This window comes from Nocardioides sp. NPDC047086 (genome assembly GCF_040643685.1).
GTDB lineage: Bacteria > Actinomycetota > Actinomycetes > Propionibacteriales > Nocardioidaceae > Nocardioides.
The window spans coordinates 99,870-115,342 of sequence record NZ_JBEYUV010000015.1 but is presented as its reverse complement, the minus strand read 5'-3'; the positions used below and the strand labels follow the sequence as shown (position 1 = coordinate 115,342).

The 15,473-nt window shown below is 69.2% G+C and carries 17 protein-coding genes; 10 read left to right on the top strand and 7 right to left on the bottom strand.

Annotation, left to right across the window (positions count from 1 at the left end):
* The 4 genes from ABZ796_RS13430 to ABZ796_RS13415 all read right to left on the bottom strand — a co-directional run.
* Positions 1-498: DUF222 domain-containing protein (locus tag ABZ796_RS13430; protein WP_357337438.1), on the bottom strand; the 498-nt coding region annotated here is incomplete at its 3' end.
* Positions 499-1,034: 536 nt separating this feature from the next.
* Positions 1,035-1,334, bottom strand: a complete 300-nt coding sequence (locus ABZ796_RS13425) for a hypothetical protein (protein WP_357337437.1) — start codon at positions 1,332-1,334, stop codon at positions 1,035-1,037.
* Positions 1,335-1,907: 573 nt separating this feature from the next.
* Positions 1,908-2,984 carry an acyl-CoA dehydrogenase family protein gene (locus ABZ796_RS13420; protein WP_357337436.1) on the bottom strand — a complete coding sequence of 359 codons (1,077 nt, stop codon included), beginning with the start codon at positions 2,982-2,984 and terminating at the stop codon, positions 1,908-1,910.
* 73 nt (positions 2,985-3,057) lie between these two features.
* Positions 3,058-4,260: an acyl-CoA dehydrogenase family protein gene (locus ABZ796_RS13415; protein ID WP_357337435.1), complete on the bottom strand. Its 1,203-nt coding sequence runs from the start codon at positions 4,258-4,260 to the stop codon at positions 3,058-3,060.
* A 93-nt stretch (positions 4,261-4,353) separates the two neighbouring features.
* Here ABZ796_RS13415 and ABZ796_RS13410 point away from each other — a divergent pair, with 93 nt between their 5' ends.
* The 6 genes from ABZ796_RS13410 (at position 4,354) to ABZ796_RS13385 (ending at position 9,253) form a co-directional block, all read left to right on the top strand.
* Entirely contained in the window at positions 4,354-5,523 is a 1,170-nt protein-coding gene (locus ABZ796_RS13410) for a Rieske 2Fe-2S domain-containing protein (RefSeq protein ID WP_357337434.1), read from the top strand.
* Positions 5,523-5,828, top strand: coding sequence for a hypothetical protein (locus tag ABZ796_RS13405; RefSeq protein ID WP_357337433.1), 306 nt, complete (start codon positions 5,523-5,525; stop codon positions 5,826-5,828). The genes ABZ796_RS13410 and ABZ796_RS13405 overlap by 1 nt, the downstream gene beginning before the upstream one ends.
* Positions 5,818-6,891: a ferredoxin--NADP reductase gene (locus tag ABZ796_RS13400; RefSeq protein ID WP_357337432.1), complete on the top strand. Its 1,074-nt coding sequence runs from the start codon at positions 5,818-5,820 to the stop codon at positions 6,889-6,891. The genes ABZ796_RS13405 and ABZ796_RS13400 overlap by 11 nt, the downstream gene beginning before the upstream one ends.
* Positions 6,892-7,039: 148 nt before the next feature.
* Positions 7,040-7,621 carry a hypothetical protein gene (locus ABZ796_RS13395; protein WP_357337431.1) on the top strand — a complete coding sequence of 194 codons (582 nt, stop codon included), beginning with the start codon at positions 7,040-7,042 and terminating at the stop codon, positions 7,619-7,621.
* Between the two features lie 134 nt (positions 7,622-7,755).
* Entirely contained in the window at positions 7,756-8,526 is a 771-nt protein-coding gene (pcaD, locus tag ABZ796_RS13390) for a 3-oxoadipate enol-lactonase (RefSeq protein WP_357337430.1), read from the top strand.
* Between the two features lie 394 nt (positions 8,527-8,920).
* On the top strand, positions 8,921-9,253 hold the full coding sequence (locus tag ABZ796_RS13385; RefSeq protein ID WP_357337429.1) for a hypothetical protein: 333 nt from the start codon (positions 8,921-8,923) through the stop codon (positions 9,251-9,253).
* 63 nt (positions 9,254-9,316) lie between these two features.
* Here the strand turns inward: ABZ796_RS13385 and ABZ796_RS13380 are convergent, their stop codons facing one another.
* Positions 9,317-9,571, bottom strand: coding sequence for a hypothetical protein (locus ABZ796_RS13380; protein WP_357337427.1), 255 nt, complete (start codon positions 9,569-9,571; stop codon positions 9,317-9,319).
* A gap of 197 nt (positions 9,572-9,768) precedes the next feature.
* On the opposite strand from ABZ796_RS13380, the gene ABZ796_RS13375 reads away from it, so the two are divergent.
* Complete coding sequence (locus tag ABZ796_RS13375) at positions 9,769-10,038, top strand: helix-turn-helix domain-containing protein (RefSeq protein WP_357337426.1); 270 nt, start codon at positions 9,769-9,771, stop codon at positions 10,036-10,038.
* Positions 10,039-10,042: 4 nt separating this feature from the next.
* Here ABZ796_RS13375 and ABZ796_RS13370 read toward each other — a convergent pair whose 3' ends face one another.
* Both ABZ796_RS13370 and ABZ796_RS13365 read right to left on the bottom strand, forming a co-directional pair.
* On the bottom strand, positions 10,043-10,468 hold the full coding sequence (locus ABZ796_RS13370; protein ID WP_357337425.1) for a nuclear transport factor 2 family protein: 426 nt from the start codon (positions 10,466-10,468) through the stop codon (positions 10,043-10,045).
* A 10-nt stretch (positions 10,469-10,478) separates the two neighbouring features.
* Positions 10,479-10,967, bottom strand: a complete 489-nt coding sequence (locus tag ABZ796_RS13365) for a nitroreductase/quinone reductase family protein (RefSeq protein WP_357337424.1) — start codon at positions 10,965-10,967, stop codon at positions 10,479-10,481.
* Positions 10,968-11,013: 46 nt separating this feature from the next.
* Between ABZ796_RS13365 and ABZ796_RS13360 the strand changes: the two genes are divergently transcribed.
* Genes ABZ796_RS13360 through ABZ796_RS13350 form a run of 3 tightly spaced genes read left to right on the top strand, consistent with a single transcriptional unit; the run spans position 11,014 to position 15,441 of the window.
* Positions 11,014-11,910 carry a TIGR03619 family F420-dependent LLM class oxidoreductase gene (locus ABZ796_RS13360; protein WP_357337423.1) on the top strand — a complete coding sequence of 299 codons (897 nt, stop codon included), beginning with the start codon at positions 11,014-11,016 and terminating at the stop codon, positions 11,908-11,910.
* On the top strand, positions 11,907-13,079 hold the full coding sequence (locus ABZ796_RS13355) for a hypothetical protein (RefSeq protein WP_357337421.1): 1,173 nt from the start codon (positions 11,907-11,909) through the stop codon (positions 13,077-13,079). The genes ABZ796_RS13360 and ABZ796_RS13355 overlap by 4 nt, the downstream gene beginning before the upstream one ends.
* 46 nt (positions 13,080-13,125) lie before the next feature.
* Positions 13,126-15,441: a serine/threonine-protein kinase gene (locus ABZ796_RS13350; protein WP_357337420.1), complete on the top strand. Its 2,316-nt coding sequence runs from the start codon at positions 13,126-13,128 to the stop codon at positions 15,439-15,441.
* The last annotated feature ends 32 nt before the right edge of the window (positions 15,442-15,473 follow it).

Sequence of the window (15,473 nt, the reverse complement as noted above, 5' to 3'; positions counted from 1 at the left end):
GGCTTCTTCGGCTTCGGCGATCTCGGGGGCGATCACGTCCAGGATCCGGCGGCCGAGGCGGGACAGCCGGGTGGGGTCGAACTCGGTCGCGTAGGCGACCAGGGTCTCCTCGGCCTTGGCCCGGATCGCGGGGTCGAGGCCGGCGGGGAGGTCGTCGAGGGCCTGGACGATCACGGCGGCTTGGGCCGGGTTGCAGGCACCGGCCCTCATCGCGGCCGCGACCAGCCCATAGGACCGGTCCAAGGCGACAGCGAGCCGGAGATCGGCGCGCAGGTTCTCCGGGCGCTGGCGGGTGTGGTGATGCAACCACGCCGCCACATCCCGCGCCGCACTGTCCGCGGCCACGTCCTCGGCGGTCGCGAGCACCCGCAGCTCGAGCTCAGCCAGCTGCGCCTTGGCCCGGGCGATCTCGACCAAAGTGGCGGCCTTCTCCTGGGTCGCCATGAACACCGGGTTCGCCCCCGCGACGCCGTCAAGAGCGTTCGTGATCGCAACCACGGCCCCCAGCACAGGATGTTGTGGCTGCTGCAACGCGGTCATCGAATCGGTCACCTCCCGACGTACGAACTCTCCACACCCACGCACGCGGATGTGTTCTTGGTTCGCTGGTCTCGGAGGCCCGGCGGTACGGGCTATTACTTACCCTCGCAGCTCGGCGGTCACGCCCCTGGTTCCCCTGGATTACCCGACATCCGTTGTGTCTCGAATGAAGGGCACGCCTCGGTTGAGGTGGTCGGCCATCACGTTCACGCCTGCGCCGAGCCTACCACACAAAGCAAAACAACTGAACCCATTCAGGGACAGGTATCCCATCCCGAAGCCAGACCGCTGCTGGTAGTCCGCAAGACAGGTAAATGGCACCCAACCCAGGCACCCAATGCTTGTAAATATCCCAGCTCAAGCACGGTATTGGCCCCACCCGCGCTGGAAGTCCTCGCGAGACCAGACAGACACACATCGAGCCGCCCCGCACGAAAGGCGGCCAGCGAACCACACGAAAACAGACCCATCAGGACCCGTCGCTGAGTTCCAGATCAGGACCGCGCAGACCGGAAGAGCGCAGACGCGAGCCACAGCGCCGCGAGCCCGACGAGGACGCCCCACAAGATCCGCGCAGCCTGCGGCAGGAAGAACTGGGGGAGCATCGTGACCAGGAGCGCCGCGAGGGGGACGGCGCTCCAGCGGGGGAGGGAGCCCGAGCGCCAGACCGCGATCGCGGCCAGCACCGCGGCGATCGCGACGAGCAGCAACCCGACCGCGAAGACGGTCATCGCGGTCGGGTCGAGACGGAAGTCGTTGCCGACATCGGTCAGGCTGGCGTCGCCGTCGGCCACGGCCCGCTCACCGATGGCCTTGAGGCCGTAGACCTCGGCTCCGTAGTAGGAGATGGTCAGCCCCGAGCCGATGTAGCCGATGGTGGCGGCGGCGAAGGCGGTCCTCTCCTGCGGGGTGCCGTCGAGGTAGCCGCGGATCGCGCCGTAGCCGAGCGGGATGAGGATGAGGCCGATGATGGCGCTGACGTGAGCGATGCTCCAGCCGGCTGAGGCCCAGGATGCCGCGCCGTCGAGCGTGGTCTCGTCGGCGCGCGGGGCGACCGGCCTCGTAGACGACGAAGAGGACGCCGGCGATCGCGAACGCGACAGCGCCCATGCGGGTCCGGCGGTTGAGGGAAGCGTAGGGGACGGTCACTGCAGAGCTCCTTGACGGGTAGGTCGAGAGCAGTGCTCTCAAGTGCGAGCGATGATGACACCTTCCTGCAGGACCTCGCACGCGATCTTCTTCGCTGTCGTCGATAAGTCGAAGCGCTATCGCACATCTTGGTCGTCTGCCGCGATACAGCACAAACCACCGCCACGAGAAGAAGGGCTCCGGCGGATGCCGGAGCCCCTCCACGGTCGTCCTGAGGGTCAGGACGCTGCGAACGTACGCCCGATCCTGAGCGCCTGCTCCGTGGCGCCGCCGAAGACGAACTCGAAGCGCTTGGCGGTGGTGAAGTAGCGGTGGGCCTCACCGTCGAGGTCGATGCCGACACCGCCGTGGACGTGGACGGTGGTGTGGGCGAGGCGGTGGGCGGCGTCGGCGGCCCAGAGCTTGGCTACGGCGACCTGGTCCGCGGCCGGCAGCCCGGAGGAGACCCGCCAGACCGCCTGCCAGAGGGTGAGCCGCTGGGCGAGTACGTCGATGAACCCGTCGGCCAGCCGCTGCGAGACGGCCTGGAAGGTGCCGATGGCGCGGCCGAACTGCTCTCGCGTCTTGGCGTAGGAGGAGGTGAGCTCGAGAGCTCCTTCGGTCACGCCCAGCAGCTCGGCGCCCGCGGCGACGGTCAGCAGCTCGCCGAGGCGAGCGACAGTGGCCGCGTTCCCGATCCGACGCGCCGGGGCGGACGCGAAGGAGACCAGCGCGGTGACGTCGCCGTCACTGGTGTGCTGGGCATGGCGGTCCACGCCGTCGGCCGACGACTCGACGAGGAAGACCCCGGTGGCGCCGTCCTGCGACGACGCGGTGACCAGGAACGCGTCGGCGATCATCCCGGCCCTGACCAGCGTCTTCACGCCGGTGAGCGTGTCGCCCGTGGCGACCACGGTGGGGGAGTCGGGCAGGTGGGAGTGCTCCTCGGCGACCGCGGCCGCCAGCATCCGAGACCCGTCGGCGACGCCCGTCAGTGCGTCCGCGGCGGTCTCCGCGAGAAGCAGCCCGCACGGCCCGTGCACGGCGAGCGGCACCGGCGCGACCCGCTGCCCCGCTTCGACCAGCACCCGGCAGAGATCGACGAGCCCGAGCCCGGCGCCGCCATGGGCCTCCGGCAGATGGAGCCCGAGCAGCCCGGCCTCGCCGAGGGCGGACCAGAGGGCGGCGTCGAGGCGGCCGCGGTCGCCGGCGGCCGCCTCGACCGTACGCAGCCGCTCGAGCGTGGTGGCGTCGCCGATGATCTTCGCCGCGAGCTCGGCGGCGTCGTCGGATTCGGTGGTGAAGGAGAAGTCCATGGTGTCTCGCAATCGACTGTGTTGGTCTCGACACGCTCGCTGGCGCTCACGGCTCGACCGACGGGTGGATGGGTCAGCGCTTGGCGGCGGGGAGGCCGAGGCCCACGTAGCCGATGATGTCTCGCTGGATCTCGTTGGTACCGCCGCCGAAGGTCATGACCAGCGACGAGCGGTGGAACCGCTCCAGACGCCCGGCGAGCACGGCACCGGGGGAGTCGGCCGTGAGGCCCGCGTGCGGACCGACGATCTCCATCAGCGCCCGGTAGACCTCGGTCGCCAGCTCCGACCCGTAGACCTTCGTCGCCGACGCCTCGGCCGGCGAGAGCGCCACGCCGTGGTCGGCGTCGGAGGCGAGCTTCCAGTTGACCAGCGAGAGCGCCTCGATGCGCGCATGAGCCCGGCCGAGGGCGAGCTGGACCCATTCGGCGTCGATCACCCGGCCGCCACCGGGGACCGTCGTGCTCTGTGCCCACTCCTTGACCAGGCCGAGGGAGTGCACCAGCGGCGCGGCCGAGGTCAGCGCGACCCGCTCGTGGTTGAGCTGGTTGGTCATCAGCGCCCAGCCCCCGCCGCGTGAGGAGACGAGGTTCGAGGCCGGCACCCGGACGTCGGAGTAGTAGGTCGCCGAGGTGCCGACGCCGGCCACCGTCTGGACCGGCGTGTAGGAGAACCCCTCGGACGATGTCGGCACCAGGATCATCGACAGCCCCTTGTGGCGCGACGCCTCCGGCTCCGTCCGACAGGCGAGCCAGATCCAGTCCGCATACTGGATCAGCGACGTCCACATCTTCTGGCCGTTGATCACCCACTCGCCCGACCCCTCGTCGAGCACCGCCTTGGTCTGCAGCGAGGCGAGGTCGGTCCCCGAGCCCGGCTCGGAGTAGCCGATCGAGAAGTGCAGCTCCCCGGCGAGGATCTTCGGCAGGAAGTACGCCTTCTGCTCCTCGGTCCCGAACCGCATGATCGTCGGCCCGACCGTGTTCAGCGTGAGATAGGGGATGGGCACCCCCGCCACGGCGGCGGCATCGGTGAAGATCAGCTGCTCCACCATGGAGCGGTCCTGGCCGCCGTACTCCTTCGGCCAGCCGATCCCGAGCCAGCCGTCGGCGCCGATCTGCCGGATGGTCGAGAGGTAGACCTCCTTGTCGGCCTCGTCCCCGAACTCGCCCGAGGCCCGCGCGAGCGCCGCGCGGCGCTCCGGCGTGACCAGCTGGGCGAAATAGGAGGTGAGCTCTGAGCGAAGTTGCTCCTGGGCGGGTGTCAAGGCCACATGCATGTGATAAAACTAGAACAGGTTCCACTTCTTGACCAGGGCCCAGTGCGAACAGGGCCGGTGCGTTACCCAGATGACCCAGCGGAAGGTACGACGATGGCCGACCTCACCACCCAGACCCGCACGCTCGATCACGGCACCCAGCCGGAGCGCTTCGCGCGCGGTTGGCACTGTCTGGGTCTGGCCAGCGACTTCAAGGACGGCAAACCCCATGCGGTCGAGGCGTTCGGCGGCAAGCTGGTCGTCTGGGAGAACACCAAGGGCGAGCTGGGCGTGCTCGACGGCTACTGCCGCCACATGGGCGGTGACCTGACCCAGGGCGCCGTGAAGGGCGACGAGGTCGGCTGTCCGTTCCACGACTGGCGCTGGGGTGTCGACGGCCGCTGCAAGCAGATCCCCTACGCCCGCCGTGTCCCGCTCCGCGCCCGCACGAAGGCGTACGAGACGGTGATCCGCAACGACTCGCTGCTCATCTGGCACGACCCTGAGGGCTCGAAGGCCGACCACGACATCCTGCCGCCGGAGCTCCCCGATGTCGGCAACCGCGAGGTCTACACCGACTGGATCTGGAACACGGTCCCGATCAAGGGCAGCCACTGCCGCGAGCTGATCGACAACGTGGTCGACATGGCGCACTTCTACTACGTGCACTTCGCCTTCCCGACCGACTTCCGCAACGTCTTCGAGGACCACACCGCGACGCAGTACATGGCGTCGAAGGGACGTCCGGACGTGGCCGGTGGCTACGGCGACGCCGACATGTTCCTGAAGTCCGAGGCGACCTACTACGGCCCGGCGTACATGATCAACTGGCTCGAGGTCGACTACAAGGGCTTCGTGACCGAGGTGATCCTGATCAACTGCCACATCCCGACCGGCCCCGACTCGTTCCTGCTGCAGTACGGGATCACCGTCAAGAAGCCCGAGGGTCTCGACGACAAGACCGCCGACTTCATCGGCAAGAAGTACGCCGACATGTTCGGCGACGGGTTCCTCCAGGACGTCGCGATCTGGGAGAACAAGGCACCGGTGCAGAACCCGCTGCTGTGCGAGGAGGACGGCCCCGTCTACCAGCTGCGCCGCTGGTACGAGCAGTTCTACGTCGACGTCGCCGACATCGAGCCCGAGATGCGTGCCCGGTTCGAGTTCGAGGTGGACACCACCAAGGCCAACGAGTTCTGGCACGAGGAGGTCGCCGAGAACCTGCGCCGGATCGAGGCCGAGAAGGCGGAGAACCCTGAGTCGAGCGACGCCGGGGTCAGTTGATGGCCTCGTTCGTCCCCACGTCGCCGGAGACCGTCGAGGACCAGCGGCTCTACACCCAGGCCCGCCTGGTCGAGGTGGAGTGCCTCGACTGCCTCGCCCGCGTCGGGGTGAAGAAGAACAGCGAGCACCAGACCTCCGTCCAGTGGACGGCCGAGGCGCAGGCACAGTGTCCGGATCTCGTACGCCGCAAGGCCGCCGCCAACGGCGAGCGGCTCGTCCATGCCCGCTGCCCTCGTCTGGCGGCGTCCATCGAAGCAGCCGTCGTCGACGGCCGGATCCAGATCGGAGCCGAGGATGGCTACTGACTCTTTCCTGCTGCCCGTCAGCGACATCGTCAAGGAGACCGCCGACGCCCACTCGATCGTCTTCGAGCTCCCCGAGGACGTGCGGCACGCCTTCCAGCCGAAGCCGGGGCAGTTCCTCACCGTCGCCGTGCCGAGCGACCGTGACGGCCTGGCCGCACGCTGCTACTCGCTCTCCAGCGCACCGGGCGACCCGCTCACGGTGACCGTCAAGCGCACCGTGGACGGCTACGCCTCCAACTGGATCTGCGACAACCTGCGCCCCGGTGACACGCTCCGCGTGCTGCCGCCGAGCGGGATCTTCACCCCTGCCGACATCGACGCCGACTTCCTGCTCTTCGCCGGCGGATCGGGCGTCACCCCGATCATCTCGATCGCCCGATCCGCCCTGAGGGAGGGAACAGGGCGGATCGTGGTCTTCTACGCCAACCGCGACGAGCGCTCGGTGATCTTCGCCGAGGAGTGGGCACGGCTGGCCGCCGAGCACCCCGACCGGCTCCAGGTGATCCACTGGCTCGAGTCGGTCCAGGGCCTGCCGACCGGTGAGCAGCTCAAGGCGTTCGCGGCCGACCATCTGACGTACGACGCCTTCGTCTGTGGGCCTGCTCCGTTCATGAAGGCGACGGTCGCTGCGCTCAAGGAGCTCGAGTTCCCACGAGCGCGGCGGCATCAGGAGAAGTTCGCCTCCCTGGGCGGTAATCCGTTCGGCGAGGTCGCCCCGGTCGAGGAGGCGGAGGCTGAGGTCCCTTCGACAAGCTCAGGACATCGCGTCGACGACGGCCCCAAACAGCCCGTCAAGCTCGAGATCGAGCTCGACGGCATCACCGAGACGTACGACGACTGGGATCCGGGCACCCCGATGCTCGACTTCCTCGAGGCGAAGGGCGTCAAGGCGCCTTACTCCTGTCGCGAGGGCGAGTGCTCGGCGTGCGCGTTCCGGCTGCTCGAGGGTGAGGTGAAGATGGCGCGCAACGACGTGCTCGAGCAGGAGGACCTCGACGACGGGATCCGGCTGGGCTGCCAGTCGCTGCCGACCACCGACACCGTCCGCGGCACCTACTCCTGAGGGACTCGCGAGAGACACAGATCACCAACCGGTTGCCAGGTCGACGTGCCTGGCGCGATAGTGTCGCGCTGCCCGAATCACATCCCGCCGCGTCACCCGAAGAACGTCGTCGGCTGACCGGTAGGGCTCAAGCGAGGTTTCCCCCAACGTGTTCAATCGCAACTTCTACGCCGCCCAGGACGATCGGCGCTTCGTCGTCGGCTATGCGCTCGACCTCGGCTTCAGAGTCTTCGACGCCTACTCGGCACCTGGCCAGCCGTTGAGCGAGATCACCACGACAGCATCGGCCTCGCTGCTCGCCGCGCGTCCGGCGTTCAAGCTCTACGCCCCCAACACCGGTCCCGAGCCGGTGATCACCCGGGTGGAGCTGGACGAGTCGGAGTTCGGTCCGTCGGCCTTCGAGTACCAGTGCAACGGCTGGGGGCTCATCGGGCTCAACTTCGGTGGCGTCGTCGGTCTCGGTGGCCTCGGCTGGAGCACTCTCACCACCATGGCCGAGGCCCGTGCCGCCCGGTGGCACGCCGTGGAGCCGACCGGTGCCGCTCCCTCGGAGTGGAACTGGCCAGCCGTGGACGACGCCGCGATCAAGATGTTCGAGGCGATCGCGTCGATGGCCGGCTCCGCCGTGGGCGACAGCCCGATCCTGGCGGCCGCGGGCCAGCTGATCAAGGACAAGGGCCTGCTCTACGAGTCCGGTGGCGGGCTGCACGCCCGTCCGGGTCTCGGCTGAGGCTTGATACGCGGGGCGTATCAATCTGTGCCTGATCGATACTTCACAACACCGCTCGGTCGATCCTAGATTTCCGGCATGGACGTCATCTGTGCAGCCGGCCGAGTCACTGTCCACCTCGAGCGGGTGGTGTCGTGAACGCGGTCGACGTGCACCACGTCGTCTCGGGTCGGGCCGACGGGCCGGTCGTGGTCCTGTCCAACTCGTTGGGTGCCACCCAGGCGATGTGGGACGAGAACCTGGTCGAGCTCGAGCGCCACTTCCGGGTGGTTCGCTATGACACCCGTGGGCACGGAGGCTCGCCGGTTCCGCCTGGTCCGTACACGATCGACGACCTGGCCGACGACGTCGTAGCCCTCCTGGACCGCCTCGGTGTCGAGCGGGCCCACTTCGTAGGTCTCTCGCTCGGCGGCATGACCGGGATGCGCCTCGCCGCCCGCAACCCGGAGCGGGTCGACCGCCTGGTTCTGCTGTGCACTGGCGCGCACCTGACGCCGTCTACCGCATGGAGCGACCGGGCGGCCACCGTGCGGGCGCACGGGACCAAGGCCGTCGCCGAGGCGGTCGTCGCCCGCTGGTTCACGCCCGGGTTCCTCGATGCCAACCCCGACGTCAAGGCAACCTGTGAGGCCATGGTCGCCGCCACCCCGGCCGAGGGCTACGCCGGGTGCTGCGAGGTCATCGCGGCCATGGACCTGCGCGACGACCTCCCGGCGATCACCGCCCCGACCCTGGCCATCGCCGGCGCGAACGACCCGGCGACCCCGCCGCCCCATCTGGAGCAGATCGCCGACGCGGTCGTGGACGGCAGTGTGCTGGTCGTCCGTGACTCCGCCCACCTGGCAAACGCACAGCAGCCCGGGACCATCACGCCGGCGATCGTCGAGCACCTATTGGCGAGGTGACCGAACCGCAGGTGCGCATGGAGGCACGGCCTGGGTTCGGCGCTGATGCGGACTGAGCGGACGCGCCGCAGCTGTGCACCCGCCAGCTCGCCTTCGGCGTCTACCTTTGCCAGGTGGTGAACACGAACGAGCCGGGCAGTGCAGTCGAGCGTGCCGTGGCGGAGGTGGACCAGCGTCTGCGGGCGAGCCAGGCGGTGGGCGCATTGATCCTGCTGGTCGTGTCGTTGACCGCTCCTGTGCTGGTCAGCATCGACGATTCGACGGGGAATGATCACCGCGACGTCAAGGCCGTCTGGTCAGCGTTGGCGTATGCGAAGAATCGGTGTCGGCCGGCCAGGCAGACCGGATGCGTAAACTGTTCCCGATTTTCCCGCTCGACCCCAAGGACTGAGCCGTGCCCGACCGCCCCGAGATCGTCTGCATCTGCGGTTCCACGCGGTTCGTGGACGAGATCAGCGAGGCGAACCGCGACCTGACGTTCGCGGGCGTCATCGTCCTCGCGCCAGGCGTCTTCCTGCGCACCGAGGATCGCGAAGCGGGCATGTCGATCGCCGAGGAGCAGAAGACTGCGCTCGACGCGCTTCACCTGCGCAAGATCGATCTGGCCGACCGGGTTCTGGTCGTCAACCCGGGTGGGTACGTCGGCGAGTCGACCAGCAGGGAGATCGCCTATGCCCGCGCCACCGGCAAGCCGGTTTCGTTCACCGACGGACCCTCGCCTGACTGAGCGATGGCAGAGAGCCGGCGCCATCGGAGTCGAGGGTCGTGGTGGCGACTGTCGGTCCAAGACTCAGCCGTCTGCAGGTTGCGGCGTGAGTACGTCGAAGACGTCATCGTCCTCGAGCTCGGTGGCCAGGCGCCAGACGGCATCTGCGATCTCGTCGGGGTCGAGGGTGGCGTACGGGGTGGGTGTGCCGGGATCGGTGAGCATCCGGTGGATGTCGCCGCGCTCGATCAGGCCGCCGACGTACCCCTCCTTGGCGAACCGCTGCGCCACCGACATCCCCAGGCCGAGGCCGACGCCCAGGACCGCGATCGTGCTCATCTGCTTCTCCCTCATGGATAGGTTGCTGATGTCAGCAACCCTCGCCGCCCGGCGGCGATCGCGGAAGAAGGCACTTCAATGTCAGATGGGAACACCGATGTGCCCCGGCACATCGTCAGCACCGCCGTCGGGCAGGGCTGCCGGAGCGGATCCAGCCGGGGGAGTACGAGGCGTGTCCGGTCACGCAGACCCTGCAGATGCTCGGCGACAAGTGGACGCTGCTGGTCGTGATGATGCTGGCCGAGCGCCCGCACCGCTACAACGAGCTGCGGCGCCGGGTCGAGGGCGTCAGCCAGCGCATGCTGACCCGGACGCTGCGCACGCTGGAGGAGGACGGGATCGTGACGCGTACCGTCTTCCCCACGGTGCCGCCAGGTGTGGAGTACGCGTTGAGCGACCGCGGTCAGGAGCTGCTGGTCCCGCTCGCCGGTCTCGCGGACTGGGTCGTCTGCGGCCAGGCTGCCTGACCCGTCAGAAGCCGCGGGTCCAGAAGACCTCCTCGTGGAGGTGGCGCGAGCGCCAACCGTCCGGCGTGCGGACGAAGGAATGCCGGTAGCGGCCGCCGACCTCGACGACCCGCTCGCCGCCGGATCCGTCGGCGATGACCATCGGGTTGTCGAAGTACGCCACAACGTCTGCGCCCTCGTCGGTGAAGGTGATCGCGACCTGGCCGATCGTGTGCAGACGCTTGCTGGAGAACGCCGGCAGCATCTCGGCGAGCCACTTCTTGACGTCGGCGACCTCGCCGACGGTGCCGCCGGACTCGGAGTAGTCGATCGTGGCATCGGCGGCGAACACCGTGTCGAGCGCGTCCCAGTCGCCGTCGTCGATGGCCAGGGTGTAGCGGGTCAGCGCGTCGGTGATCTCGGCGCGATCGATGAGCTCGTCGAGGTCCATGAACATCTCCTTAGGAGCGAGGTGAGAGGACGATGACCGGGATCTCCCGGTCGGTCCAGGTCTGGTAGGTCTCGAAGTCGGCGTACGTCTCCAGCAGCCGTGGCCACAGCTCGGCCCGCTCCTCGTGGTTGGCGACGCGCGCCCGGACCAGGCTCCGACCACGACGGGGGACGCGGACCGCCACGTCGGGGTGGGCGCGCAGGTTGGCGACCCACTGCGGGTCCTTGGGCAGTCCGCCCTGGGAGCCGACGACCACGAGTTCCGCGCCCGATCTCATGAACAGCAGGGGAGTGGTGAAGGTGCGGCCCGACTTGCGGCCGATGTGCTCGAGCAGCAGGACCGGGGCGGGCTTGCGCCACCCGGCCATCACCCGCCAGGCGCCGCCGATCCGGCCGTTGGTCAGCTTGAACAACGCGGTGTTGGCGCGGGCGCCGTACTTGATGACTCTCGCCGTCAGCGGCGAATCGAGGCCTGCGGGACGTTGGAGAGAAGACGACATGACGAACACTCTGGCAGAAACTTAGAACACGTTCTAGTGTGGGCACATGCGCTTCACCTATGCAGAGGCAATGACGCAGGCCGACTACTACGGACCGCTGGCTCAGGCGGCGGAGGCGGCCGGCTACACCAGCATGACCGTGGCCGACAGCCTGATCTATCCCGAGGAGTCCGACTCCACCTATCCCTACACCGACACCGGAGACCGGGAGTTCCTGCAGGGCAAGGAGTTCATCGAGGCGTTCATCCTGTGCGCCCACCTCTTCGCGGTGACCGAGACGCTGCGGCTGACGCCGTTCGTGGTGAAGCTGCCGGTGCGCCCTCCGGTGCTGGCCGCCAAGCAGGCCTCGAGCCTCGCCTTCCTCTCCGGCAACCGGCTCGGACTCGGTGTCGGCCTGTCCCCGTGGCCGGAGGACTTCGCCGCTCTCGGCGTCGACTGGAAGCGTCGCGGCAAGCGGATGGACGAGTGCATGGACATCCTGCGCGGTCTGACCGACCCGAGCGCCGATGATGTGAACAGTTTCTTCGGCTACGACGGGGAGTTCTACCAGTTCACCCCGCTCCAGCAGCGTCCGGCGCCGACCGAGAAGATCCCGCTGCTCGTCGGTGGCCACGCCGACGCGGCGCTGCGCCGCGCGGTCCTCAAGGGTGACGGCTGGATGCACGCCGGCGGCGACGGCGAGGAGCTCGACCGCCTCCTGGTGCGCCTCGCCGAGATCCGGCGCGAGGAGGGCGACACCAGGGACGACTTCGAGGTCCACGTGATCAGCTACGACGCGTACGACCTCGACGGGGTCAAGCGGCTCGAGGACAAGGGCGTCACCGACTGCATCGTCGGGTTCCGCGACCCCTACGTGAAGGGTCCCGACACCGAGCCGCTGGAGAAGAAGATCAAGCACCTGGAGTGGTACGCGGAGAACATCATCGCGAAGGCGGCCGGATGACGTCGTCGGAGCCGAGCGCGGCGTACGGGCTCACCGAGCCGCTCCAGTGGGCGATCGCGGAGGCGGAGGAGCTGATCGCGAACGCGCCGTTCATCCGCACCGAAGCCGACCGGCTCGAGGGCTATGAGTATCTCTCCGGCCGGATCCGGATGGCGATGCAGACGGCGTTCGACTACGACCTGGAGCAGCCGCTCTTCGTGAACCCGACCCACCAGTTCTCCAAGCAGGGTCTGGACAACCCGGACGCGATCTATCTCAACGCCTACCTACGAGAAGGGGTCGAGTACGTCGTCCGCGGCCGGCGCGGGACCAGCGCCGACCTCTCCTTCCAGGTGATGGGTGGCGCCTACACCGCGGACTCCGCCGCGACCAGCCTGATGGCCTTCGACGACCGCAAGCTCCAGCTCGACTTCGACGGCTCCTTCGAGTTCACCTACACGGCGGAGCCGGGCGCGAAGACCCTGATCGTGCGCGAGGTCTTCAACGACTGGGACACCGAGACCCGCGGCGCGATCACCATCGAGCGCCCCGACACCCTCGGCAAGCCACGCCGCCCGCTCACCCAGGACCTGCTCCGCAAGAAGTACGAGGTCGCGGCCCGATCGCTGACCGGCTCGATCCAGACCTGGTTCGCCTTCCCCCAGTTCTTCCAGTACAAGGAGCCGGTCAACACCCTCACCGTCCCCGCCCGGACGCCGGGTGGGCTGGAGTCGCAGTTCTCCTCGATCGGCCACTACGAGCTGGCCGAGGACGAGGCGCTCGTGGTGGAGGTGCCGCGCTGCGACGACTGCAGCTACCAGGGCATCCAGGTCGGCTCGGACTGGTACGCCTCGACCGACTACGAGACCCACCAGACCAGCCTCACCAAGGCCCAGGCGGTCACCGACCCCGACGGCGTGATGCGGTTCGTGATCTCCGAGCACCCGCCGCTGGACGGCAAGCCGATCGCGAACTGGCTCGAGACCACCGGGCACCGCACCGGTTCGCTGATGCTGCGCTGGCAGCGGCTCGAGCGCGATCTCACCGCCGCTGACGGACCGGTCGTGCACAAAGTGCGCACGGCAGACGTCGCTCATCTGCTCCCGCATGCCGAGACGCTGAGCCCAGGGGGGTATGCGGAGAGGATCGCCGCACGTCAGCGGGCAGTTGCGCGCAGAATGCTCAGCTGAGGAGCGGGCGCGACGCGAAGGCGTAGGGCCCCTATGATTGCCGCCCATGGCCAGTCCCCACAACGAGCCACCGACGATCCCGGGCTTCCGGCATCGTCGCCTGATCGGCGCCGGCGGATCCTCCGAGGTCTTCCTCTACGAGTGGCCGCAGGAGAAGGTCGACGTCGTCGTCAAGGTCTGGAACGACCCGCTCAGCGGCGAGACGCAGGACGCGCTGGCGAAGGAGACCAAGGAGGTCGCCGAGCTCGCCGCGCATCCCCATGTCCTGCCCCTGCACGCCGTCGGCGTCAGTGACGACGACCGCTCCTTCGTGGTGATGGACCACCGTGCCGGCGGCGACCTGCAGACCCGCTGGAAGCGCGAGCGGCTCCCTGTCGCCGATGCCCTGAGCATCACCATCAAGGTCGCGGGCGCGCTCGACATCGCTGCCCGGCACGGGATCCTGCACGGCGACGTCAAGCCCGCGAACATTCTGATGACCAGCGGCGGAGAGCCGCAGCTGGTCGGCTTCGGCGGCCTCTCCTCGGCTGGGCGCCCCGGCGGTACCGACTCGACCTCGCTGCCGTGGGTGGCGCCGGAGATGCTCTCGGATCCGCCCGAGCCGAGCGGCTGGGCGGACATCTGGAGCCTGGCCGCGACCTGCTACACGCTGCTGGCGGGACGTACGCCGTTCGAGGGACTGGCCGGTGGCGATGCCCCGGAGGCGCTGGCGGAGCGGATCCGGGAGTTCGAGCCGCGGCCCCTCGACCGGGGCGATGTCCCGGTGTCGTTCGAGGACGCACTGCGCAAGGCGATGTTCAAGCGCCGCGCCGGACGGCACTGGAGTGCCGCCGACTTCGCCAAGGCGCTCCAGGCGGTCGAGGTGGAGCTCGGGCTGCCCGTCACGCCGCTCGCGGACATGCCGGAGCCGGGGGAGGAGGTCGCTGAGATCGCGGTCGCTCCGGACCCGGTCCCGATCCCGGCACAGGACGAGTCCTCGGATGCGGGAGACACCGCCGAGGTGCCGATCGTCACGGGCCCCGTCGTGACGGAACACGTGGTGACCGAACCCGAGTGGGCCGAGCACGGCGACCAGGACGACGTCCTCGGCCACCGGGTCGACGTCGATCGCCTGGCCCGGCTGCTCGCCTCCGCGCACACCCAGCTGCCGATCTCGGTGGCCGTCCAGGGATTGCCCGGGAGTGGCCGGTCGACCTTCATACGCAAGGTCCAGGAGCGCATCGAGTGGCTCGCCGAGCACGACGAGGCCTACGCCGCCCCCACGAGGCACGTACGCATCGACGCGCGACGGTACGCCGCCGGCGACGTCGCGGGCGCCGTGCTCGACAGCGTCCGGGGCGCGGGGCGGAGCCAGCCGCCGCCGCTGGTGACCAAGCACCAGGCCGCGCAACGGCGGAAGGCCGAGCTGCAGGCGGCCCTGGCCGGGGTGCCCGAGGACGACGGGCAACGGGGCAAGCGCCGGTCCCAGTCGATGGGGGCCACCATGGCGCTCGCGGCGATGGACCGGGAGGTGGCGGCCTACGAGGCTGCGCTGCGGGCGGCGCCGCCGGGGCCGCCGCCTGGTCCGCAGCCGAGCCGGACGATCGTCTACGTCGACGACCTGGACAGATGTGACCCGGCCACCACCGCCGGGGTGCTGCAGGCGATCGACGAGCTGAGCGGCCAGGACGGTGTCGCGGTCGTCGCGGCCGTGGATGCGCAGACGCTGCGGCGATCGCTCGAGGGTCGAGTGGCGGAGCCCGCGGCGTACCTCTCCCGGGTCTTCGACGTGCCGTTCGCGCTGCGCGCGTTCGCGGGCGACCCCGCGGTGCGGTTCATGCGGTCCCTGATGCGCCAGGCGGTGCCGTCGTGGCCGGCGGCGCTGGCCACGGGTGCCGGCGACCGGTCCGGGCGCCAGGTCGTGGTGGAGAGCTTCGAGCTGTCGCCGGGGGAGGCGCTCTTCACCAGCGAGCTGGCGAGGTTCTGCGCGACACCCGGTGGCGCCAAGAAGCTGCTCACGGTCTACCGGCTCGCGCGTACGGCCCCGGTCGCGAGCGCGACCGCCGAGCCGTCGGCCCTCCGCGCCCTCGGGATCCTGGTCGCGATCCTGGTCGGCGCGCCGGCACAGGCGGCCCAGGTGCTCGGTGCCGTGGTCGAAGAGCTGGCGGCAGGGGATGACGGCGCCACGTTCCGGAAGGTCCTGGACAAGGTCGCGCGCGAGCACACGGCCGGCTGCGGACGGGCGACGTGCGGCTCGTGCGCCGACTGGTCCCGGGTGAACCGCGCCTTCGCCGACCTCGTCCGGGGGCAGGAGGTGCCGCAGGAGGTCGGGGCATACGCCGGGTGGGTCGACGAGGTCGCCAGATTCGCTCTTCCCGACTGACCCTTCCGGAAAAGTGAAACACGTTCTAGTCT

What these genes read in the sequence shown, in the direction of transcription:
- ABZ796_RS13400 (WP_357337432.1), top strand. Translation starts at nt 5,818, where the DNA reads ATGGCTACTGACTCTTTCCTGCTGCCCGTCAGCGACATCGTCAAGGAG.
- ABZ796_RS13355 (WP_357337421.1), top strand. Translation starts at nt 11,907, where the DNA reads ATGACGTCGTCGGAGCCGAGCGCGGCGTACGGGCTCACCGAGCCGCTC.
- ABZ796_RS13415 (WP_357337435.1), bottom strand. Translation starts at nt 4,260, where the DNA reads ATGCATGTGGCCTTGACACCCGCCCAGGAGCAACTTCGCTCAGAGCTC.
- ABZ796_RS13405 (WP_357337433.1), top strand. Translation starts at nt 5,523, where the DNA reads ATGGCCTCGTTCGTCCCCACGTCGCCGGAGACCGTCGAGGACCAGCGG.
- ABZ796_RS13375 (WP_357337426.1), top strand. Translation starts at nt 9,769, where the DNA reads ATGCTCGGCGACAAGTGGACGCTGCTGGTCGTGATGATGCTGGCCGAG.
- ABZ796_RS13350 (WP_357337420.1), top strand. Translation starts at nt 13,126, where the DNA reads ATGGCCAGTCCCCACAACGAGCCACCGACGATCCCGGGCTTCCGGCAT.
- ABZ796_RS13410 (WP_357337434.1), top strand. Translation starts at nt 4,354, where the DNA reads ATGGCCGACCTCACCACCCAGACCCGCACGCTCGATCACGGCACCCAG.
- ABZ796_RS13370 (WP_357337425.1), bottom strand. Translation starts at nt 10,468, where the DNA reads ATGGACCTCGACGAGCTCATCGATCGCGCCGAGATCACCGACGCGCTG.
- ABZ796_RS13360 (WP_357337423.1), top strand. Translation starts at nt 11,014, where the DNA reads ATGCGCTTCACCTATGCAGAGGCAATGACGCAGGCCGACTACTACGGA.
- ABZ796_RS13380 (WP_357337427.1), bottom strand. Translation starts at nt 9,571, where the DNA reads ATGAGCACGATCGCGGTCCTGGGCGTCGGCCTCGGCCTGGGGATGTCG.
- ABZ796_RS13420 (WP_357337436.1), bottom strand. Translation starts at nt 2,984, where the DNA reads ATGGACTTCTCCTTCACCACCGAATCCGACGACGCCGCCGAGCTCGCG.
- ABZ796_RS13365 (WP_357337424.1), bottom strand. Translation starts at nt 10,967, where the DNA reads ATGTCGTCTTCTCTCCAACGTCCCGCAGGCCTCGATTCGCCGCTGACG.